This is a genomic window from Streptomyces sp. NPDC004629, assembly GCF_042873595.1.
Lineage (GTDB): Bacteria > Actinomycetota > Actinomycetes > Streptomycetales > Streptomycetaceae > Streptomyces.
The window spans coordinates 101,073-122,579 of sequence record NZ_JBIALO010000001.1 but is presented as its reverse complement, the minus strand read 5'-3'; the positions used below and the strand labels follow the sequence as shown (position 1 = coordinate 122,579).

The 21,507-nt window shown below is 73.2% G+C and carries 12 protein-coding genes; 3 read left to right on the top strand and 9 right to left on the bottom strand.

The window, feature by feature from the left end; translation table 11 throughout:
* Nucleotides 1-217: 217 nt before the first annotated feature.
* Complete coding sequence (locus ACFYTE_RS00580) at nucleotides 218-502, top strand: chorismate mutase (protein WP_388702904.1); 285 nt, start codon at nucleotides 218-220, stop codon at nucleotides 500-502.
* Nucleotides 503-1,504: 1,002 nt separating this feature from the next.
* A complete protein-coding gene (locus ACFYTE_RS00575) occupies nucleotides 1,505-2,521 on the top strand; it encodes an LAETG motif-containing sortase-dependent surface protein (RefSeq protein WP_388702902.1) in 1,017 nt (338 codons plus the stop codon).
* An 88-nt stretch (nucleotides 2,522-2,609) separates the two neighbouring features.
* Here the strand turns inward: ACFYTE_RS00575 and ACFYTE_RS00570 are convergent, their stop codons facing one another.
* The 9 genes from ACFYTE_RS00570 to ACFYTE_RS00530 form a co-directional block, all read right to left on the bottom strand.
* Nucleotides 2,610-4,388 carry a GMC family oxidoreductase N-terminal domain-containing protein gene (locus ACFYTE_RS00570; RefSeq protein WP_388702899.1) on the bottom strand — a complete coding sequence of 593 codons (1,779 nt, stop codon included), beginning with the start codon at nucleotides 4,386-4,388 and terminating at the stop codon, nucleotides 2,610-2,612.
* Nucleotides 4,389-4,497: 109 nt separating this feature from the next.
* The gene (locus ACFYTE_RS00565) at nucleotides 4,498-6,141 is read right to left on the bottom strand and encodes a succinic semialdehyde dehydrogenase (RefSeq protein ID WP_388702896.1); all 1,644 of its coding nucleotides are present in this window, start codon (nucleotides 6,139-6,141) and stop codon (nucleotides 4,498-4,500) included.
* A 104-nt stretch (nucleotides 6,142-6,245) separates the two neighbouring features.
* Nucleotides 6,246-7,232 carry a serine/threonine-protein kinase gene (locus ACFYTE_RS00560; protein WP_388702893.1) on the bottom strand — a complete coding sequence of 329 codons (987 nt, stop codon included), beginning with the start codon at nucleotides 7,230-7,232 and terminating at the stop codon, nucleotides 6,246-6,248.
* A gap of 87 nt (nucleotides 7,233-7,319) precedes the next feature.
* Nucleotides 7,320-8,969 carry a serine/threonine-protein kinase gene (locus tag ACFYTE_RS00555; RefSeq protein WP_388702890.1) on the bottom strand — a complete coding sequence of 550 codons (1,650 nt, stop codon included), beginning with the start codon at nucleotides 8,967-8,969 and terminating at the stop codon, nucleotides 7,320-7,322.
* 260 nt (nucleotides 8,970-9,229) lie between these two features.
* Nucleotides 9,230-10,861 (bottom strand): protein kinase, encoded by a 1,632-nt coding sequence (locus ACFYTE_RS00550; protein ID WP_388702887.1) that lies wholly within the window; start codon nucleotides 10,859-10,861, stop codon nucleotides 9,230-9,232.
* Nucleotides 10,862-10,919: 58 nt separating this feature from the next.
* The gene (locus tag ACFYTE_RS00545; protein ID WP_388703966.1) at nucleotides 10,920-12,569 is read right to left on the bottom strand and encodes a serine/threonine-protein kinase; all 1,650 of its coding nucleotides are present in this window, start codon (nucleotides 12,567-12,569) and stop codon (nucleotides 10,920-10,922) included.
* A 143-nt stretch (nucleotides 12,570-12,712) separates the two neighbouring features.
* Nucleotides 12,713-15,475, bottom strand: a complete 2,763-nt coding sequence (locus ACFYTE_RS00540; protein ID WP_388702884.1) for a protein kinase — start codon at nucleotides 15,473-15,475, stop codon at nucleotides 12,713-12,715.
* Nucleotides 15,476-15,641: 166 nt separating this feature from the next.
* Nucleotides 15,642-17,747, bottom strand: coding sequence for a protein kinase (locus ACFYTE_RS00535; RefSeq protein WP_388702881.1), 2,106 nt, complete (start codon nucleotides 17,745-17,747; stop codon nucleotides 15,642-15,644).
* Between the two features lie 316 nt (nucleotides 17,748-18,063).
* On the bottom strand, nucleotides 18,064-19,770 hold the full coding sequence (locus ACFYTE_RS00530) for a glycerol-3-phosphate dehydrogenase/oxidase (RefSeq protein WP_388702878.1): 1,707 nt from the start codon (nucleotides 19,768-19,770) through the stop codon (nucleotides 18,064-18,066).
* Between the two features lie 283 nt (nucleotides 19,771-20,053).
* On the opposite strand from ACFYTE_RS00530, the gene ACFYTE_RS00525 reads away from it, so the two are divergent.
* Nucleotides 20,054-21,262, top strand: coding sequence for a nucleotide sugar dehydrogenase (locus tag ACFYTE_RS00525; RefSeq protein WP_388702876.1), 1,209 nt, complete (start codon nucleotides 20,054-20,056; stop codon nucleotides 21,260-21,262).
* The last annotated feature ends 245 nt before the right edge of the window (nucleotides 21,263-21,507 follow it).

Sequence of the window (21,507 nt, the reverse complement as noted above, 5' to 3'; positions counted from 1 at the left end):
GCTCGGCGGGTGTCGGGTGGGCCGTGGCATACTGGACGCATGCTCGCGCACTCGACCTTCGTCTTTACCTATGGCATCCGGCCCACCGGCTGCCATGGTCGTGCTGCTTGAGCAACTGACAAGCGACTTCCCAGGCGCCCCGGGCCGACAAGGTCCGGGGCGCCTGGCGTTTCCGGAGCCTGCCGGGCCGGGGTTACCACCGACAAGGAGCCCCGACATGACCGCCACCACCGAGAAGACCGGCGCCCGCACGGCCGAGGCCGCCGACACCATCACCGACGCACGCGAACGCATCGACGCGCTCGACGACCGGATCATCGGGCTCGTCCAGGAACGGATCGCCGTGTCCGCGGTGATCCAGGAGGCGCGGATCGCCTCCGGCGGGCGGCGCGTGAACCTCTCCCGGGAGATGGAGATCCTCGGTCGTTACCGGCAGGAACTGGGCAAGCCCGGTACCGCGCTCGCCATGACGCTCCTCGAACTGTGCCGGGGTCGCATCTGAGTTCGGTCCCCCTCTCACTCGTACGGCGCGTGACCGCCGCGCGCACCGCTTCGTTGGTCCCGGTGTCCGTGCCAGCCAGGGGCGGGCCCGAAGAACCACGCGTGGCTCGCTGGAGCGATGAGGCGTACGGATCGTGCCGTGCGTCGTGGGACCTCGCTCCAGGGAAGTGACCGGACTGCAGGGGACAGCAGCCCGGTCACCCAGGAGAACCGGCCGGCTCCGGGGACGCCCGGGGCCGACCGGCGGAAAACCCCCAAGTCCCCCACAGACAACCGCATTGCAGTGCGCGTCTGCCAGATCGAGACCATGCGCGCCCGACGGGAAGGGAAAGCGGCACAACCCCCCGGCGCCGCTCCCGGGCACCGACGCCGCCCTGACATCGGTGCGGACACAAAGGGCCCCGTCCCGCGGGGCCCTTTCGCACCGGCCCACACCCCCACTCAGACGCGTCACCGCTCCCGGCGTGCAGCCGCCCAAGAATCCCACCGCCCCGGACCCGCACCGGCCAACCGCGCGTGATCCGCGGCCACCCGCGCATGGCCCGCGAGGGCCCGCACCCCAAGCCCACCCGGCTCGCGTCGTCCGCACGCGCGGCTCGCATGCACATCGACGCCGCACGCCCCGGGCAGGAAACGCGCCCTCCACGTCTGGCTCGCCGGCCTCATGAGGATCACATCGCTCCGGACGGCCCACGCCCCGAAGGGGCCGCGGCGGCTCACCGTCGACCGTCGCGCACGGGCCCCGTCCGGTCCCGCTGTGCTCGGGTCGGGCCCCGGGCACGCCCGGCTCGGTGTGACTCAGGACACATAAAAATTCTGTGAGTGCGGACGCAACCTTTGGGCGATCTCGCTGATCAAACCTGCAGACACCAGCGAGATCAAAAAGTTCACCAAAACCCGGTGACACCAGCACAACCCAGGGACCCAACCCGCGCCCCACACGCGGAGCCCGCCATCCACAAGGTGCCGCCCGCCAGCGGCACCCGGACTCCACGAGGTCTTCATGAATCTTCGCCGTGCCATGGTGGCAGCGGCCGCGACGGCCGTCATAGCCCCGCTCGCCCTGCTGTCCGCGCCCGCCGCGTTCGCGGAGGAGCCGACCTCGCCGGGCCCCACCGAGAGCGTGACGACCGGGCCAGCCGAGACGCCGAGCGGCTCCACCTCGCCGTCCGACACGGGGCTGCCGACCGACACCGCCCAGCCGAGCGACAGCACGTCGCCGAGTGACACGCCCGCCCCGAGCGACAGTACGAGCCCGTCGACCTCGCCCGAGCCCTCCGAGTCGGCCGACCCGACCGAGACCCCCTCGGACCCGGAGGCGCCGTACTGCGAGGACCTCGACGGCGCGTATGGCGCCAAGGTGTCCGCGGACATCAAGGGCCTGCCCGGCAAGATCGTCGCGGGTGACGGCTTCCACTCGTTCAAGCTGGTCGTCACGAACGACTCCAAGGCCGACGTCGAGGACGTCTACTTCTACGCCGAGATCGAGAACTACGAGTTCGACGACGAGGCGAAGTACCTGAGCCCGTACGTGAACCTTCAGTTCAAGAACCCCGTGGACGGCTCCTGGGACCGCATCGGCGACGAGCAGTGGGCCGGTGACGTCTTCTTCCGCGCGAAGCAGCTGAAGGCCGGCGCGAGCAAGTCCATCGATCTGCGCGTCAGCATCGACGCCAAGGCTCCCGCGGGCGACGCCTACTCCTTCGGCTCCGGCGCCTACCTCGACGACGTCGACGGCGAGTCCTGCGTCGCCGAGGGCTGGGCGATGTACGACTTCCAGGTCCTGAAGGCCGGTTCGCCGAACCCCGACCCCGGTTCCGCCACCCCGAGCGACAAGGGCGGCAAGGGCTCGGTGAAGAAGCCGCAGGGAGACCTCTCCTCCGTGCCGACCGGCAACCTCGCCGACACCGGTTCCAACTCCGCGCTGCCCATGATCGGCCTCGTCGGCGGTATCGCCGTCGTCGCCGGCGCGGGTGCGGTGTTCACGGTGCGCCGGCGCAAGGCCGACGCGAACGCGTAAGGCCGGCACCGGAGAAGACGAAAGAGAGGGAGCTGCGCTCGGAGGGGGGCGCAGGTCCCTCTCTTTCGTCTTCCCCGCCCGTTCCCGCCTACGGCTTGGGCGGCACCGTCGGCATCCCGAGGAACGGCAGGCGCAGGGCGCCGAAGGCGTCCGCGGGAACCGCGGGGGTGCGCGGCTCCACCGGCTTCAGCCGCTCGTACGCCGCCCCCTGCGCCGGACGCGGGTCCGCCTCGCCCTTGTTGGGCCAGTACGACATCGCCCGCTCGGCCTGCGCGGTGATGGTGAGGGACGGGTTGACGCCCAGGTTCGCCGAGACGGCCGCGCCGTCCACCACCGAGATGCCGGGGTGCCCGTACAGCCGGTGGTAGGGGTCGATGACACCGGTCTGGCGTGAGTCGCCGATCGGGCAGCCGCCGAGGAAGTGGGCGGTGAGCGGGGTGCCCATCAGCTCGCCGATGTTGCTGCCCGGGAAGCCGTTGATCTCCTCCGCCAGCGCGGACGCGGCCTGCGATGCCGCCTTGATCTGCTTGGGGTTGGGCGCGCCGTGCCCCTGCCGGGCGGTGAGCAGGCCCTTGCCGACGCCGTCCGGTTTCAGATAGGTCGTCAGGGAGTTGTCCAGGGACTGCATCACCAGGCCGATGATGGTCCGCTCCGACCAGCGTCGGTTGGACAGGGACCGGACCACCAGCCACGGGTGCCGGGCGGCGTGGGCCAGCCAGGCCAGGACACGCGAGGAGCCCTCGGCGTAGGGGACCTGGAGGATCGACAGGCCGCCCATCGAGTTCGAGCCCTTGCCGTAGCGGACCGGCTCGATATGGGTGTCGGCGTCCGGGTGGATCGAGGACGTGATCGCCACGCCCTGGGTGAAGTCGGCCTTCGCGGTGCCGTGTGCCTTGCGGTAGCGGCGGTCGTCGGTCTGCGCGCCCACCAGCGCCTCGGAGTTGGTCCGGGTCAGCTCGCCCAACCGATCCGAGAGGTAGGGCAGTTGGCCGTTGGCCTTCATGCGGTGCAGCAGGGTCTGGGTGCCGTAGGTGCCGGCGGCCAGCACCACCCGGTGGGCCGTGAAGGTCCGGCCCGCACCCTTTCCGCGGCGGTCGGTCGGCAGGGTGGCCACCGCGTGGCCGCCCCGCGAGTCGTCGGTCACGGACACGACCGTCGTCATCGGGTGCACCACCGCGCCGGCCCGCTCGGCGAGGTGGAGGTAGTTCTCGTTGAGGGTGTTCTTCGCCCCGTGCCGGCAGCCCGTCATGCACTCGCCGCACTCGGTGCAGGCCCGGCGGGCCGGTCCCGCGCCGCCGAAGTAGGGGTCCGCGACCTGCTCCCCCGGGCGTGCCTTCGCCTTGCCGTCCGCGTCCTCACCGTCGCCGAAGAACACCCCGACCGGGGCCGGATGGAAGGTGTCGCCCACGCCCATCCGCCGGGCCGCGGCCTTCAGGTGCACGTCGGAGGGGGTCATGGTCGGGTTGAGCCGTACGCCGAGCATGCGCCGGGCCTGGTCGTAGTACGGCGTCAGCTCCTCCTGCCAGTCGGTGATGTCCTTCCACTGCGGGTCGTCGAAGAATGCCTTCGGCGGCACGTAGAGGGTGTTGGCGTAGTTCAGGGAGCCGCCGCCCACGCCCGCGCCGGCCAGCACCATGACGTTGCCGAGCAGGTGGATGCGCTGGATGCCGTACATGCCGAGCTTGGGCGCCCAGAGGTAATTCCTGAGGTCCCAGGAGTTCTCGGGGAGGGTTTCGCGGGTGAAGCGGCGCCCGGCTTCGAGGACGCCGACGCGGTACCCCTTCTCGGTCAGGCGCAGGGCGGTGACGGAACCGCCGAAGCCGGAGCCGACGACGATGACGTCGTAGTCGTAGCTGTCCTGGGGCACGAGTTCTCCTCATCGGGTGGTGCGTCCTGAAGGCGCGGGGAACTGCGCGACCGGCCACGTCGGTGCCGCAGACGACCGACGGCACATCGCGGCACGTCCCGCGGAGCACTCAGCGGAACCGGAAGGCCTTCATGAGCCGCAGGCTCCTGCTCATGAACCGGGCGTACTTCTCGTCGTCCATCCCCAGCGCCGGGCCCATCGGGAGCATCCGCTGCTGGGCCACCGTCTGGGCCTCGGTGTACTTGAGGATGCCCTCGGAGCCGTGCCGGCGGCCGAGGCCGGAGTCCTTCATGCCGCCCATCGGGGACTGGACGCTGCCGTACGCGGACGCATAGGCCTCGTTGACGTTGACCGTGCCCGTGCGCAGGCGCGCGGCGACGGCCCTGCCGCGCCGGCCGTCCTTCGTCCACACCGACGAGTTCAGGCCGTAGGGCGTGGAGTTGGCGTGCTCGATCGCCTCGTCCTCGGTCGTGAAGCGGTACACCGACACGACCGGTCCGAAGGTCTCCTCGGCGCAGACGGCCATGGGCTCCTCGACGCCGTCGAGGATCGTGGGTTCGAAGAAGTACGGGCCGATGTCCGGGCGGGCCACACCGCCGGCGATCACCTTCGCGCCCTTGGCGACGGCCTCCGTCACATGCCGTCGTACGGTCTCCAGCTGTCGTTCCCCGACCAGGGAGCCCATGTCGGCGCCGTAGGCGAGGGAGGTGCCGAGCCGGATGGCCCTGGTACGGGCGGCGAACCGATCGAGGAAGGCGTCGGCGATCGACTCGTGGACGTACAACCGCTCGACGGAGACGCAGAGTTGACCGGCGGAGGAGAAGCAGGCGCGGACGGCGCCGGCGGCGGCCTTCTCGATGTCGGCGTCGGCGAGCACCAGCATGGCGTTCTTGCCGCCGAGTTCGAGGGAGACGCCGACCAGCCGGGCGGCGGCGCTGCGGGCCACCTCGCGCCCGGTGCGGGTGGAGCCGGTGAAGGAGACGTAGTCGGCGTGCCGGACGACCTCGGGGCCGACGACCGGGCCGTCACCGAGGACCACCTGGAAGACACCGGCCGGCAGCCCGGCCTCGATCAGCAGGTCACGTGCCCACAGGGCGGTGAGGCAGGTCTCGGTGTCCGGCTTCATCACAACCGCGTTGCCGGCGACGAGGGCGGGCAGCGCATCGCCGACCGACAGCTCCAGGGGGTAGTTCCAGGGGGCGATCTGGCCCACGACCCCGCGCGGGTGACGCAGTTCGGTGACCTTGGTCAGGGTGGGCACCGCGCCCGTGTGCCGCTTGGGCCTGAGGTAGGCGGGCGCCTTGCGGCCGTAGTGGCGGGCGGCGACGGCGACGACCTGAACCTCCTCGTGGGCGTGCAGCCGCGCCTTGCCTGTCTCCAACTGGATCAGGTCGAGGACCTCGGCCTGCCGTTCGAGCACCAGGTCGTGGAAGCGCAGCAGCACGGCGGCCCGCTGCCGCACCGGGGTCCGCTGCCATACGGCCTGGGCGGCGCGGGCTGCTTGGAACGCCTTGAGCACGTCCTCGGGCGTGGACTCCGGCAGGTCGGCCAGCTTCTCGCCGGTGAACGGCGTGTGGCTCACGGTGCGGCCGGAGCCGATGACGCCCTTGGTGAGCTGGGCGACCAGCTCCGGCGTGACCACGTCGGCGGCGGTCCGCGCGCCCTCGGGAGCGGGGGCGAGGGGGTTCGTGCCGGTGCCGGGCACGTCCGTGGGCCGTGCCGGAGCCTGTTCCTTGGCCTGCGAGTCGGTCATGAGCGGCAGGGTATTCCGGAGCGGAAACTTTGGGTACCCGTCGGTAACAGAGATTCACCGGGTGCTCACCCGACGCCAGTGAACACTGGCAGTGAATGCGCTGATCAGGGCGTTGTACCCAGGCGCCGGGTCGGGCTGAGGAGCGGGGCCGATGACCTGCGCGACGGGGTCACCCCCACCTCGTACCCGCCGGACCGCCCCTCGCGCTCCCCTTCGGCGACGGCGCGCAGCACGGCCGCCACCTCGTCGGGCTCCGGCCGGTTTGCCGGTTCGTGGGCCAGGAGCCGGGTGAGCAGGGGGCCGAGCGGACCGGCGTGGTCATGGGCGGGAGCCCCGATCCCGGGGGCGCCGATCCCAGGGGCGCCGGACGCGGAGGCGCCGGACGCGGTTCCCGGCGTGCGGCTGAAGGGCGAGCGGCCTTCGACGGCGACGTACAGCAGCACACCCAGGGACCACAGGTCGGAGGCGGGTCCTGCGCCCGGCCGGGACAGTTGCTCGGGGGCGAGGAAGTCGCGCGGGCCGAGGGGGTCGGGCGGGCCTGCCGGCGGGCCGGGCGGATCAGCGGGACCGCCGTATCCGGTGCCGAAGTCGGTGACGACGACACGGCCCGTTCCGGACTCGATCAGGACGTTGGCCGGTTTGACGTCACGGTGCACGATGCCGACGGCGTGCGCGGCACGCAGCGCGCCGAGGACGGCGAGAGCGATCCGAGCGGCTTCGGCGGGCGGGACGGGCCCGCGGCGCAGCGCCGTACGAAGCGACTCGCCGTGCACCAACTCCATGACCACCCAGGGAAGTCCGTCATCGAGGAGCACGTCCAGGATGGCCACGGCGGACGGGTGGTCCACGCGCGCCGCAGCCCGGGCCTCATGGTGCATCCGGTGCGCGACCCGTGGGTCCGGCGACCGGGACGGCGGCGGCAACAGCGGTTGTTTGACGGCGACTTCACGGCCTGTCGCCTCGTCGACGGCCCGCCACACCCGGCCGGTGGCGGCGCCGTCGGCCGTGGCATCGGCGCCGAGGCGCGCCGACAGCCGGTACCGGCCGCCTATCAGACGCCCGTCGGCCGCGGATGCACCGTCTTCACTCATGCCCCATCAGTACCGCGGCTGCGGTGTCCTTGTCGACGCGCACCTCCTCGGTGTCCCGCCGCGGTGAATCCTTCAACACCCCCTGGTTCAGGGCTTGTCGACGGTCAGACGCGCGATGGCCGTCCTGGCCACCTCGCGGCCCCGGGCCGTGAAGTCGCCCCTGCCCGGATAGCCGATGGTGAGCTTGTACAGGTCCCCGGACCTGGTCCGGTAGTAGAAGACGCGCAGTTCGCGGGGGCGGGGGTTCTGGCTGTCGGTCGTCGTGTAGGTGACCGTGTTCTGGGCCGCCGGCCTGCCGTGGAACTCGACGTTGTCGTCCGGTCTCGTCCCCGGCCCCTCGGGCATGGAGAGGCCGTAGTCGCCGTCGTCCTTGAACTTCTCGTTGTCCGCGTACATCTGGGAGGCCGCGGAATCCTTGATCTGACGCAGGGAGTCGTCGGACTTCCTCGACAGGTTCAGTCCGATCCAGATGGCGCCGCTCGGATCGGAGTACGTGACCCAGTTCCGGTCGGTGTCGCTCTTGTCCGGGTGAACGGCCTTGTACGCCGCCGGAACCGCCAGCGTCGCGCCCAGGTTCTTCTCCGCCTTCGTCTCCCAGTCCGCCGGGAGGGAGCCGCCGAACGGGTCGGCGAGCAGCAGATATCCCGCCACCGCCGCGGCGACCACGGCCGCGCCAAGACCGAACCAGGTTCCGCGGCCCGGCCGGAAGCCGCGTCCTGCCGGGCCGGCGGACGAGGGCGGCCCGGCGGGCACCGGAGCCGGGGGACGCGCGGCCGCCTCCAGCAGGGCGCGCACCCGGGCCGCGTCCGGACGGTGCGCGGGGTCCTTCTGGAGCAGCCCGTTGACGGCCTCGGCGAGCGGGCCGTGCACGGCGGCGGGCGGGGCGGGGGTCGCGTTGAGGACCGACTGGAGCGTGGCGGCGGTGTTGCTGCGGCGGAAGGGCGAGACGCCCTCCGTGGCCGCGTACAGGACCACACCGAGGGACCACAGGTCCGAGGCGGGCCCGGGGCGTCTGCCCAGCACCCGTTCCGGCGCGATGTACTCGGGTGATCCGACGAAGCCGCCCGTGTCGGTCAGATTGGTCTCCCCCTCGATCTGTGCGATGCCGAAGTCGGTGAGGACGACCCGGTCGTGCCGGCCGAGCAGGACGTTGTCGGGCTTGACGTCACGGTGCAACACGCCCGCCGCGTGCGCGGCCTCCAGCGCGCCGAGCACTTGGAGGCCGACCCGGGCCGCCTCCCGCGTGTCCAGGGTGCCCTCCTGGAGCGCGCTGCCCAGCGAACGCCCCCGCACCAGCTCCATCACGATCCACGGCCGGCCGTCGACGACCGCCACGTCATGGACGTTCACCACCGCCGGATGGTCGAGACGGGCCGCCGCGCGCGCCTCGCGTCGCATCCGCTCGAAGGCGTTCGCGCGTTCATGTTCGGGAAGATGGTCCGGAACCCGCGGCTCCTTCACCGCGACCTCACGGTCCACCGTCTCGTCCTTGGCCCGCCACACCGTGCCCATGCCGCCGTCGCCGAGCTTCGACAGCAGCCGGTAGCGCCCGGCGATCAGCCGGCCGGCGCCCGGCTCCCGCGCGGGCTGTGGCGACTCGGGCCGCGGCGGCACCCGTTGGGTCGGCGCCGCGTACGGATTGTTCGGATGCGGCACGTGCGCGGGCGGGTTGGGCGGTTGCAGACCAAAACTCGTCGGCTCGTCGGCGCGCTGGTGGGCTCCCCCGTTGCTGCTCATGCATCCATCCATATCGCGCCACACGGCGACACAGCCACACCCGCCGCCAACCGGTCACAGACCCGTGACCCACCGGGTCCCGCACACACCCGCGCCGATGGCGGCCGAACCGTGCGGGACGCCGAGCCGGAAGAGACGAGCCGAACGGGGCGCATGGGATGACCGGGACCCGCGGGCAGGAAACGCGGCGCGCGGTACAAGGGCCGCGGCGAGCAGGGCAAGGTGGGTAGGCGCGACGGCGAGGTGAGTTGGGGGTGGCGTCAGTCGCGGGCGAACGTGTCGAGGGCCACGTCGAAGTGTTCCCGGGCCTCGCGGGTCCTGCCCTCCGGCGCCGACACCCAGACGTCGTACAGCCGGCCGTTCTCCTCCCAGCACAGGTCGTAGGTGTGCCGTGGCCCCTCCACCGCGCTGAAGCCGCTCCAGCTGAACTCCCAGCGCGCGGCCGGTCGTCCGCGGTGCGTGGCCTCGGTCACCCGGCCGTCACGGTACCCGGGGTTGGTGCGCGGACCCTCGGCCGCCGCCCGGCGCAGCACCCCGAGCGGGCCGCCAGGCCCGGGTTCGGTGACCTTGATACCGAGCCGGAAGGTCGCCCCCGGCGACAGATAGAAGACACGCTCGTCCTGCGACTCGCGGGTGAAGCCCTCGGGCACGGCGAGGGAGAAGCCGGCGGGATCCCGGGCGGTGCGATAGCCCGAGGGTACCGCGCGGGCGCCGGAGGCGGTGGACGCGCCGGGCGAAGGGGCCACGCTCGCCGACGCACCGGGCGCCGACTCGCCAGGCGCGGACGCACCAGGCGCCGGTGTACCCGGTGCCGTGCTCGCCGACGTGCCGGGCGCCGGACTCGTCGGTGCGCCGCCGCCGTCCCCGTCGCGATTGATCAGCAGTGCCGCCGCCGAGATGCCCGCCCCGGCCATCGCCGCGACGAGCAGCGCCGCCACCAGCACGCCCCGCCGTGACAACCGTAACGGCCGCCGGTCGGACGGCACCGGCCTCGGCACGTCCCGCTGGGTCGGCGGATACGGCCCGGCCGGCCGCGACCCGTCGGCCGGCTGCGGCGTACGGCCGGTCTCCAGGAACGCGCGCAGCATCCGCTCCGCCTCGGCCGCCCCAAGCCGCCGGGCCGGGTCGCGTTCCAGCAGGCCCCGGATGACCGGCAGCAGCGGCTCGGCCTCGGCGGGCGGCCGGATCTCGGCGGCGACGACGGCGTGCAGGATGCCGCCGAGCGAGTCGCGCCGGAACGGCGACTCGCCGCTGAGCGCCGCGCACAGCAGCGCGCCGAGCGACCACAGATCGGACGCGGGCCCGGCCCGGTTACCGGACATCCGCTCGGGCGCGGTGTATTCGGGCGAACCGACGAAGGAGCCGGCCTCGGTGAGCGTGGTGGCGCCCGCGACCTGTGCGATGCCGAAGTCGGTGAGCACGACCCGGTCGGTGCCCGACTCGATCAGGACGTTGGCGGGTTTGATGTCACGGTGCAGGACACCGGCCGCGTGCGCGGTGTGCAGCGCGCCGAGCAGGGCGATGCCGATACGGGCGGCCTCGGCGGCGTCGACCGGTCCGCGCTGCGCGATCCGCTCGGCGAGCGAGTCGCCGTCGATCAGCTCCATGACGATGCAGGAGCGTTCGTCGTGCTCCACGACGTCGTGTACGACGATGATGTGCGGATGGTGCAGTTGCGCCACCGCGCGGGCCTCCCGCAGGGTGCGGTCGCGGTGCAGCCGGGCGTCGTCGTCCGAGAGGGAGGCGTCCTGGGCGAGTTCCTTGACCGCGACCCGGCGCCCCAGCAGTCGGTCGGCCGCCCGCCACACGACGCCCATCCCGCCGCGCCCGAGCCGGGCCTCCAGGCGGTAACGGCCCGCGATCACATGGAAGTCGTCCCCCTCGGTCCCCATGGGGCCCATCATGCCGCACCGGACGCTCTGCTTCCGGGGCGCCGACCGGCCAAGCGTGTCAGCCCTCGGGCGGCTGCCAGCTCTGCAGCACCCAGGTGAACTGCCGGCTCGCCGTCGCCCAGTCCTCGGCGGGCGACGACATGTAGATCACGTACTCGGCGCCGTCACGGCCGATGTACGTCTCCTCGATGGCGCGGCGCGGACCGGCGACGTACGGCGGGTCCTTGGCCAGCGCGGTCCAGGTGTACTCCCACAGCGCGCCCTTGCGGTCCCGGTAGGTGTTCTCCTCCATCGTCACCCGCTCGTAGTCCACCAGCCGCTGCAACTGCTGTTCCAGGTCCTGCTGGTGCTGGTAGGGGTCGGCGAAGTCCGGTGAGCCGTCGATGGAGATGCGGACGAAGTGCTTGCCGCCGTCGGGTGTGTAGTCGACCTGTTTGAGGTCGCCCTCTATGCCGTACACCTGTCGCTTCCAGCCCTTGGGCAGGGACAGGGTGAAGCCCAGCGGGTCGTTGACGCGCTGCCAGTCGGCGGGCACCGTCGCGTCCTCGGTGGGCGTGGCGCTGGGAGTGGCGGTGGCCGAGTCCGTGGGGTCGGGCGTGGTCACGGCCGCGTCGTCGTTCTGCCGTCCGGTGCCCAGCTCCTGCAGTCCCACCGCGGCGGCGCCGCCCACGACGGCGGCCGCCACGACCACCAGCGCGAAGGTGCGCAGGCGGCGGCGCCGCGGGCGGGCGGGCGGCGCGGCCGGCGCGAGGGCCGTCGGCGCCGTGCCCGGCACCGGCGGGGTCACCGGGTGCGTCCCGTACGGGGCTGCGGTGGCGGAGCCGTACTCGATGGGCTCGGCCGGGTGGGACGCCACGTTCAGTGTCGGCACGAACGCCTGCGCCGCACCGGGCTGCCGCCCTTCCGCCGCCTCCGCGAGCATCGACTCCGCCTCCGCGGCGTCCGGCCGCTCCACGGGGTCCTTGCGCAGCAGGGCGGTGATGACGGGGCCGAGCGCACCGGCGGCCCGGGGCGCGTCGGCCTCGTCCTCGACGACCGCCTGCATGGTGCTCAGCGGTGAGGTGCGGCGGAACGGCGACCGGCCCTCCACCGCCGTGTACAGCGTGGCGCCCAGCGCCCACAGATCGGAGGCGGGCCCCGGGTCGTGGCCGCGCACCCGTTCCGGCGCGAGGTAGTCGACCGAGCCGACGACCTCTCCGGTGCGGGTGATGGTGGAGTCGCCCTCTATCTGGGCGATGCCGAAGTCGGTGAGCAGGACCCGGCCGTCCCGCCCGAGCAGCACGTTGCCCGGCTTGACGTCGCGGTGCAGGACGCCGGCGGTGTGCGCGGCGCGCAGCGCCCGCAGCACCCACAGCCCGATGCGTGCGGCCTCCTGCGGCTCGACCCGGCCCTGTTCCTTGACCGCGTCGGCCAGCGAGTTGCCCTCGACCAGCTCCATCACGATCCACGGGCGGCCGTCGTGTTCCAGCACGTCGTGCACGGTGACGACGGCGGAGTGGTTGATGCGGGCCGCCGCGCGTGCCTCGGCCCGGGTGCGGGCGAGCAGCACGGCCTGGTCGCTGTCGGAGACGTAGAACGCGGCCGTCAACTCCTTGATGGCGACCGCCCGGTGCAGCACCTCGTCGTGTGCGCGCCACACCCGGCCCATGCCCCCGCTGCCGATGGAGTCGACGAGCCGGTAGCGGCCCGCGACGAGCAGGCCCTGCATCTGATTCACGTTGCCCCGCAATGCTCTTGACAGGGTCAGACTAGGGACCGGCAGTCGTCCATGGAACGGGCGGGGTGCCAAGGAGACCGCACTGTGACGGTTTTCGCTTCCGCAAGCCCGCGGGAACCGAACGCGAAGGGGCGTCAGCGGGTGTACCGGTACGTCTGCGACGCCTGCTCGTACAGCCGTGTCACCTCGTCCCGCTCGGCCTCCGGGCCGCGCACCTGCAGCACGTGGTAGCGGCCGTCGAGGAGCATGGCGATATTGCGTACGAACAGGTCGCACCCCTGGTCGTCGGTCCAGGTGAACTGCCCCTCCGCCATGGTCCGGCCGCCCACCTCGATGGTCCGCAGCCCGGCGGCGGTGGCCCAGCTGGAGTCGCGGTAGGGCTGCAGTTCGCTCTCCTTGTCCCGCTGGTACACCATCGGGTCGCTGCCGTACTTGGCCGCGCTGTCCCGGCCCGGCACGACGACGAGCTGGAAGTCGCCGTGCGTGTACAGCACCTGCCCGAGGCCGTTGCGGGGTGTGCGGTCCCAGCCGTCGGCGACGGCGATCCGGAAGCCCTCGGGGTCCTTGCGCAGGGTGAAGCCGTCGGCGGCGGAGGGTCCTTCGGTGGTCTGTGTCTCGGTGGAGGGCGCCGACGAGGTCTTCTCGGACGCGTCCGTCGAGGGCGCGGTGCTCGCCCCCTCCGAGGGCGCGGGCGCCCGGCTCACCTGGCCTGCGGCCCCGGTCCGCTCGCCGTCCGCCGCGTCGGTGCTGCCCGCCTTCGGCATGAACAGCACCGCATACGCGATCGTGCCCACCAGCAGGAGCAGGATCAGCAGGAGCAGGGTGCGGCCCAGGCGGCGGGGGGATGCGGTCTCCTGCCGGGCCCGCTTGTGCCGCCCGTGCGCGCTGGTCGCGGGCAGTCCGGCGCGCCGTCTGCGCACCAGTTCGCCGCGGCGCCGCACGATCGGCAGCCGCTTCGGGTCGGCGGGCGGCGCGGCGACCACATGCGTGCCGGCGTCCGGCTCGGGCGCGGACCGCACCAGGGAGCGCAGCCAGCCGCGCAGTTCCTCGAAGTCCGGCCGCTCGGTGGGGTCCTGACGCAGCAGCGACTCGACGACCGGACGCAGCGGCCCGCACTCCTCCGCGAAGGCGGGCGGCTCCGCGCACACCAACTGGACCAGTTCGGCCGTGGACTCCTCCGGATACGGCGCATGTCCCTGTACGGCCCTGAACAGCAGCGCGCCGAGCGCCCACAGGTCGGTCGCGGGACCGATCGGGGCGGCCAGCTGCCAGTTCTCGTGCACCGGGCCGGCCTGCTCCGGTGCCCAGCGCTCGGTCACCGGTCCCACCACGGTCATCCGCACCTGCCGTGCCCGTTCCGCGGCGAGCGCGGTGGCGGGGCCCCGCCGGGCGGGGGCACCGGCGGCCGGCTCGCCCCAGCGGGCGGGCGGCAGCAGGGTGTCGGCGGCGGGCGGTGCACCGGCGGGCGGCACCGGTGCGCGACCACCCTGCGGGGGCACGGCGGCGGCCGGGAGTGAGCGTCCGTCGGCGGCGGGCGGCAGGGCGGGGGCCGGGCCGCCCTGCGCGCCGGGGGCGTGCGGGGTCGCGCTGGTGGCGCCGCCCGGCGGGAGCGCCGTCCGCTGCCGGTCCTCGCCCGGGGCGCTCCGGGGGGACGCCCCGTGCCAGGGGGTGGCGCGCACGCCGTAGGGGTCGGCTATCTGTCCGGGGGGCGTGCTGCCGGAGCGTGGGTCCGCGCCCAGGCCAGGGGCGTACGGCACCGGGACGGAGCCGCCTGCGCGGGCGACGGCGCCGGGGTCCGCCTCGGTGGACGGCCGGGCGCCGGGCAGCGCGGCCCGCCCGTTCTGCTGTGCCTCCTGCACCCGGGCGGCGGCGCGTGCGCCCGCCCGGTACGCGGCGATCGCCCCCGCGCGGGCGGCCCGGATGTCCCCGCCGCCCTCCAGCGCGGGGCGGCCCGGCGCCCCCGGCGTCCCGGCTCCGTCCGCGCCCTCCGCACCGGGCACCACGCGGCCGCCCACGGCCCGCGCCTGGATCGCGGCACGCCGGGCTGCCTCGGGATCCACGCCCTCCGGCGCCCCGCCACCGAAGCCTCCACCGGTCCCACCACCGACGCCACCGGGCCGGCCGGCGTCGCGGCCGGGTGCGCCGGGCGCCACGGATCCGACCGGGCCGACGGCGCTCCCCGGCCCGCCCGGACCGCCGGGGCCGGTGGAGCCACCGGGGCCGGTGGGCGCGCCGGGCCCGGCGAGGCCCTGCGGACCGGCGCCCTCCGGCTCCTCCGGAGCCGGTACCGGGTCGTAACCCGACAGGGCCTCCTCGGCCGCGCCGACCGCGAGGCCGGTCAGCAGCACGCGGCCGTCGTCACAGACGAGGACCGTGCGGGCGGTGATGTTGCGGTGCACCCAGCCGTGCGCGTGCAGCACCCGCAGCGCCATCAGGACGTCGGAGGCGACCTCCGCGGCCCGGTACGGCGTCAGCGGATGCTCGGCCAGCAGCGCGGACAGCGGACGCGCCGTCACACACTCGCTGACGATCCACAGCGAACCGCCCTCGGCGAACACGTCGAAGACCTGGTCGAGCCGTGGGTGGTCGGGTACGCGGGCGGCGGCCTGCGCCGCCTCGACGGCGCGCCGCACCGCCGGATCCGTGGGCCGCCGCGTCGCCGACCGGGCCGCAGGGGGCCGCCGCGAGCCCCGGTCACGGGCGGTGAAACCGTCGGGCAGCCCGTCCGCGTCGAGCACCTCCGCCTCGACGACCTCGGGCAACGGCACCTGTCTGACGAGGACTTCCTGCCCGCTGTAGGTGTCGAACGCGCGGGTCTCGGTGAGTTCGTACTCGTCGGAGGGCGGCAGCGGCAGGCGGTAGCGGTCGGCGAGCACCCGACCCGCATAGTCGTCCACGTTGCCTCCCCCGGCAGCCCTGTCGGTCAATTCCGTTCGCCTTACGGCCCGTTCTGTAGGCGTTCCTGGATGCGTACGGTCCGCGACCCCTCACGATACGTGCCGGAGACAACCCGCATTGAGGGCTTGACCGGATTGTCACGCCCCAAAACCCGGACCGCCTGACTCACTTCTTGGGTTCGAAGGACTGCGTCAGCGTCTTCCAGGTGCCCTTGCGCAACTCGCCGCCCCACTGAGCGGACTTCGCCGTGTACATCAGCGCGTAACCGACCCGCCCGTCGATGACGAAGCCGCGGTCGATGGTCCGGTACTTCGTGCCGCCCTCGGTGTACGTGAACTCCCAGTCGGCCGTGTTCCAGCCGCGGTAGTCCACCTGCTCTATCCGGATCCGCTCGTACTGGGAACGCACCATCGAGCGCTCCTGGTTCGTCCAGTCCGCCACCGGGTCGTCCTTGGGCGTGCTGGTCCAGGCCACGAGGAGCTTCTGCCCGTCGGGCCCGGTGTACCGGTCCCCCGCGGAGTCCGAAGTCCCGTACTTCCAGCCCTCGGGCAGGCCGATCGAGTACCCCTGGCTCCCCTTGTGCGTCTGCGCCACGGGCACACCGCCGCTGCCACTGGAGTTCGACCCGCCGGAGCCGCCGTCGCCGGACGCGCTCGCGCCCGGCTCGCTCCCCGTCCCGGACGCGGAGCCCTTCGCGGGGTCAGTCGCCGCGCCCGTACCGGAGGAGGCCGACGTCTCGCCGTCCGTGCGGGTGTCGCCGTCCTTGTCCTGCTTGGTACCGGCGCCCGCGCCCGCGCTCGCCACCGGCTTGCCGCCGCCGTCCTCGGCACCGTTGGAGCTGTTGTCGTCACCGAGGGTGAGGGCCAGCACCGTGCCGACCACCGCGAGCACCAGCACCACCGCGATGATCACCAGCGTCCGCTTCGGCACCACGTCCGTGAGCGGCGCCCGGGGCGCCGGCCGTGACGGCAGATCCGGCGGCGGCACCACGGGCCACCCGGAACTCGGCTTCGCCGCACCCGGCTTGGCCGCACCCGACTGCGCGCCCGACCCCGGAGCCGCCGAGCCGGGGGTGGCCGACCGGGAAGCGGACCCGGACGCCCCCGCGGAGCCGGAACCGGCAGCCCCGGTACCGGCAGCCCCGGTGCCGCTTGCGCCCGCGCCGACGGGGCCCGCGCCACCGGAGGCCGGGGCGGACTCGCCCGTGCCCGCCGCCGTGCCCCCTGCGCTCTGGGCCGTCCGGCTCGCCGCCCCGACCGTGGCCGCCCCCGCGGCCTTGCGAACGGAACGCAGCGCCCCGCGCAGCTTCTCCGCGGCCTCCTCGCCCCGCTTGCCGCCGCCCGCGGCGGCCCGGTCCGCGGACCCGCCGGGCTGCGCCGGAAGCGGCACGACCCGCGTGGCGTCCATCGCCTCCGGCTCGGGCGCGTGGATCACCGCGTTGAGCAGGGCCCGGGCGCCCGCGTCGTCCAGCCGCTGGGCGGCGTCCTTGGTGAGCAGCCCATGGATGACGTCCTTGAGGGGTCCCGCGTTCTTGGGCTCCTCCAGGGGCTCGGTCATCACCGCGGTCAGCGTCGCGATGGCCGACCCCTTGTCGTACGGCGGGACACCCTCCACCGCCGCGTACAGCAGGCCGCCGAGCGACCACAGGTCGGCCGCCGGGCCCGGCTTGTGCCCGCGGGCCCGCTCCGGGGAGATGTAGGAGGGCGCGCCGACGAGCATGCCGGTCGAGGTGATGGACGGGTCGCCCTCGACCTGGGCGATGCCGAAGTCGGTGAGCACGACCCGGCCGTCCTCGGCGATCAGCACGTTGGACGGCTTCACATCGCGGTGCAGGATGCCTTCGCGGTGCGCCGAGCGCAGCACGTCGAGGATCGCCAGCCCGACCTCCGCCGCACGCTTGGGCTCCAGCAGGCCGTCCTCCCGGATGACCTCGGCCAGGGACTTGCCCTCCACCAGCTCCATCACGATCCACGGCCGGTCGTCCTCGTCGACCACGTCGAAGACGGTGACCGCGCTGTTGTTGCGGATCCGAGCGATCGCCTTGGCCTCGCGCAGGGTCCGCGTGATCAGGCGCCGCTTCTCCTCCTCGTCGATGTTCGACGGGAATCGCAGCTCCTTGACGGCGACGGTCCGGCCCAGCGTCTCGTCCTCGGCCCGCCACACCGTACCCATGCCGCCGCGGCCGAGCACTTCTCCCAACCGGTACCGCCCGGCGAGGAGACGTCCGCTCTTGTCCTGACGGGATGTCCCCGCCCGCTCCGCCTCCGACATGCGTCCCCTCATGCAACCCGCCCTGACAGAGCCTCCATTGTCCCTCACCCGACAAGTGGCCGACGCCCAGGGTGCCCCTCCAGATGCCCCGGGTCCCGCGCTCCTCCTTCCGCTTCTTTCCGGTTCCTTCCACCGCCGCCCTGCCCCCGGGCCTACCCCCGGCCCGCCGCGCCGGGACGGGTCGCGACGGCGGAACCGAGCCGCGAACCCGCCCCGCTCCCGGTCGACTTCCGCCCTCGCACCTGTTGAAACGGGCGGGCCGCCCCCGGAGATCCCGGCTCACCACACCCGTTCGAGTGAAGTCGCCCCGGCAGGCTCAGAGCGGCACGATGTCCGGCGCCCCCAGCCGCGCCGCGTCCGCGGTGAGGTCGTCGGGCTGCAACTGGGACTCCCGCTCTGCCTCCACCCGCTTCTCGTAGTGCTCGACCTCACGCTCGATCTGGTCCTTGTCCCAGCCGAGGACGGCCGCCATGAGTTCGGCGGCCTCACGGGCGCTGCGCGTGCCGCGGTCGAAGGTCTCGATGGAGATCCTGGTCCGGCGGGTCAGCACGTCGTCCAGGTGCCGCGCGCCCTCGTGCGTGGCGGCGTACACGACCTCGGCGCGCAGATAGTCGTCGGCCCCCTGGAGGGGGTCGCCCAGCGAGGGGTCGGCGGCGACCAGTTCCAGGACCTCCTCCGCCATCGAGCCGTACCGGTTGAGCAGGTGCTCCACGCGCACCACGTGCAGCCCGGTGCGGGCGGCGATCCGCGCCCGCGCGTTCCACCTCGCCCGGTAGCCCTCCGCGCCCAGCAGCGGGACGTCCTCGGTGACGCACTCGGCGACACGCATGTCGAGGCCGTGCACCGCCTCGTCCACCGCGTCCTTCGCCATGACCCGGTACGTCGTGTACTTGCCGCCCGCGACCACGACGAGGCCCGGCGCCGGGTGCGCCACGGTGTGCTCGCGCGACAGCTTGCTGGTCGCGTCGGACTCGCCGGCGAGCAGCGGGCGCAGTCCCGCGTACACACCCTGGACGTCGTCGCGGGAGAGCGGCACCGCGAGCACCGAGTTGACGTGCTCCAGGAGGTAGTCGATGTCCGCGCTGGACGCGGCCGGGTGGGCCTTGTCCAGGTCCCAGTCGGTGTCGGTCGTGCCGACGATCCAGTGCCGACCCCACGGTATGACGAACAGGACGGACTTCTCCGTGCGCAGGATCAGTCCGGTCGTGGAGTGGATGCGGTCCTTGGGCACGACCAGGTGGATGCCCTTGGAGGCACGGACGTGGAACTGCCCCCGCTCCCCCACCATCGCCTGCGTGTCGTCGGTCCACACACCGGTGGCGTTGACGACCTGCTTGGCGTGGATCTCGTACTCCCCGCCCGCCTCCACGTCCAGCACCCGGACGCCGACCACCCGCTCGCCCTCGCGCAGGAACGCGGTCACCCGCGCGCGGTTCGCGGCCTTCGCGCCGTACGACACAGCGGTCCGCACGAGGGTGGCGACATATCGGGCGTCGTCCATCTGGGCGTCGTAGTACTGGAGGGCGCCGACCAGGGCGTCCTTGCGCAGGGCGGGGGCGACACGCAGGGCCTGACGGCGGCTCAGGTGCCGGTGCATGGGCAGGCCCCGGCCGTGGCCGCGGGCCATCGACATGGTGTCGTAGAGCGCGACGCCCGAGCCGGCGTACAGCCGCTCCCAGCCCTTGTGCTGGAGCGGGTAGAGGAACGGCACGGGCTTGACCAGGTGCGGCGCGAGGCGTTCCAGCAGCAGGCCGCGCTCCTTCAGCGCCTCGCGGACGAGCGCGAAGTCCAGCATCTCCAGATAGCGCAGGCCGCCGTGGATCAGCTTGCTGGACCTGCTGGACGTGCCCGACGCCCAGTCGCGCGCCTCGACCAGGCCGGTGGACAGGCCGCGGGTGACCGCGTCCAGCGCGGTGCCCGCGCCGACCACTCCGCCGCCCACCACCAATATGTCCAGCTCGCGCTCGGCCATGCGCGCAAGTGACTCCGCGCGCTGCGCCGGCCCCAGTGTCGCTGTCCTCACCGCTGCCTCCCGCTGTCGGTCGCGTCGGCCGCACCCGGTGGGCGAAGCCCGGTTCGTCCCCTCCTCATGCCCAAATTCTGACCGGCTTGCCCGACTTCAGCCACCACTCGCCCCCAGCCTGTGGACAACGACCGCGTGACCGGCGGAAGACCGCCGCAAGACACAAGAACACAATCCCACATCACGGTCATATTTACTCCTAGTGTGACATTGCGCTCGCTCGTCCTGTCCACCGGGCTTGCGCACCTGTCCCGCTTCGGCTACTGGGAAGGACGGCCCACGCATGCCCGCAGACCTCGCCGTCATCGGACTCGGCCCCTACGGCCTGCCCCTCGCCCAGGCAGCCGTCGCCGCCGGCATCCCCACGCTCGGCTACGCCACCGGGCCGGAGGCCGGCTCGCTCAGCCCCGCCGAACTGCGCCGGATGCTCTCGGGGGGCTTCCGGCCGGCCACCGACCCGGCCGGGCTCGGCCGGGTGCGCACCGCGGTGATCTGCGCGCCGACCCCACGGGGCGTGGACGGCGGGCTCGACCTGAGCCAGGTGGAGTCCGCCGCCCGCACCCTGGCGGCCCGGCTGCGCCCGCACACCACGGTGATCCTGGAGTCGCCGGTGCACCCGGGCACCACCGAGGACTTCCTGCGGCCCCTCCTTGAGAAGGACTCCGGGCTGCGCGCGGGCCGCGACTTCCACCTCGCCTATGCGCCCAGCCGTGTCGACCCCGGCAGCCGGGACCACACCCCGGCCAACACGCCCAAGGTCATCGGCGGCCTCACCCCGGCCTGCACAGAATCCGCCGCGGCGTTCTACGCACGGCTGACCGACAAGGTGGTACGCGCGCGTGGACCGCGCGAGGCGGAGACGGTGCAACTGCTGGAGACGAACTTCCGGCACGTCAACATCGCCCTGGTCAACGAAATGGCCGTCCTGTGCCATGACTTGGGCGTGGACCTGTGGGACGTCATCCGCTGCGCGGAGACCAAGCCGTTCGGCTTCCAGGCGTTCCGGCCCGGCCCCGGCGTCGGCGGCCACGGCGTCCCGCAGGACCTGACCGGCCACGCCGGCCGCCCGCTGCGCATGGTGGAGTTGGCCCAGCAGGTCAACGGCCGCATGCCCCGGTACGTCGTCCAGCGCGCCGCGGCCCTCCTCAACGAGCACGGCAAGTCGGCCCGCGGCGCGCGCGTGCTCCTGCTGGGCGTCACCTACAAGGCCGACCTCGCCGACCAGCAGGGCACCCCGGCCCACGAGGTCGCGATCCGGCTGATGGAGCTGGGCGCCTCCGTCAGCTACCACGACCCCCACGTCGCGTCCTGGAGCGTCCTGGACCGCCCGGTCCCGCGCGCCGACTCCCTGTACGAGGCCGCGGCCGACGCCGATCTCACGATCCTCCTCCAGCAGCACCGCACGTACGACATGCAGGGCCTGTCGGTGAAGGCTCAACTGCTGCTGGACACACGGGGCGCCACACCCACGGGAGCGGCGCACCGGTTGTGAAGGGGGGCGCACGCGGCGGGGGCTCACTCCAGAGCCGGTGGCACAGGGCGCCGGCCGACGGGTAGCGTACAAATCGGGCCGAGCCCCACCGCAGTGGCCACTGCAGGGGGCTCCTGACCGGTTCACGGGTGTCCGCCCCTAGATCTCATGGGGGCGGCCACTCACCCCGGTCGTAAAGGGTGGAGCCCACCGTAGCGAGTACTACGGCGGGCTCCTGAAGGTGAACGGAGTGTCCACCCCTACGT

Bases quoted from the DNA above. Each gene is read 5' to 3' on its own strand.
- ACFYTE_RS00535 (WP_388702881.1), bottom strand. From the start codon at position 17,747: ATGTCGGAGGCGGAGCGGGCGGGGACATCCCGTCAGGACAAGAGCGGA.
- ACFYTE_RS00565 (WP_388702896.1), bottom strand. From the start codon at position 6,141: ATGACCGACTCGCAGGCCAAGGAACAGGCTCCGGCACGGCCCACGGAC.
- ACFYTE_RS00545 (WP_388703966.1), bottom strand. From the start codon at position 12,569: ATGCAGGGCCTGCTCGTCGCGGGCCGCTACCGGCTCGTCGACTCCATC.
- ACFYTE_RS00580 (WP_388702904.1), top strand. From the start codon at position 218: ATGACCGCCACCACCGAGAAGACCGGCGCCCGCACGGCCGAGGCCGCC.
- ACFYTE_RS00560 (WP_388702893.1), bottom strand. From the start codon at position 7,232: ATGAGTGAAGACGGTGCATCCGCGGCCGACGGGCGTCTGATAGGCGGC.
- ACFYTE_RS00575 (WP_388702902.1), top strand. From the start codon at position 1,505: ATGAATCTTCGCCGTGCCATGGTGGCAGCGGCCGCGACGGCCGTCATA.
- ACFYTE_RS00555 (WP_388702890.1), bottom strand. From the start codon at position 8,969: ATGAGCAGCAACGGGGGAGCCCACCAGCGCGCCGACGAGCCGACGAGT.
- ACFYTE_RS00525 (WP_388702876.1), top strand. From the start codon at position 20,054: ATGCCCGCAGACCTCGCCGTCATCGGACTCGGCCCCTACGGCCTGCCC.
- ACFYTE_RS00550 (WP_388702887.1), bottom strand. From the start codon at position 10,861: ATGGGGACCGAGGGGGACGACTTCCATGTGATCGCGGGCCGTTACCGC.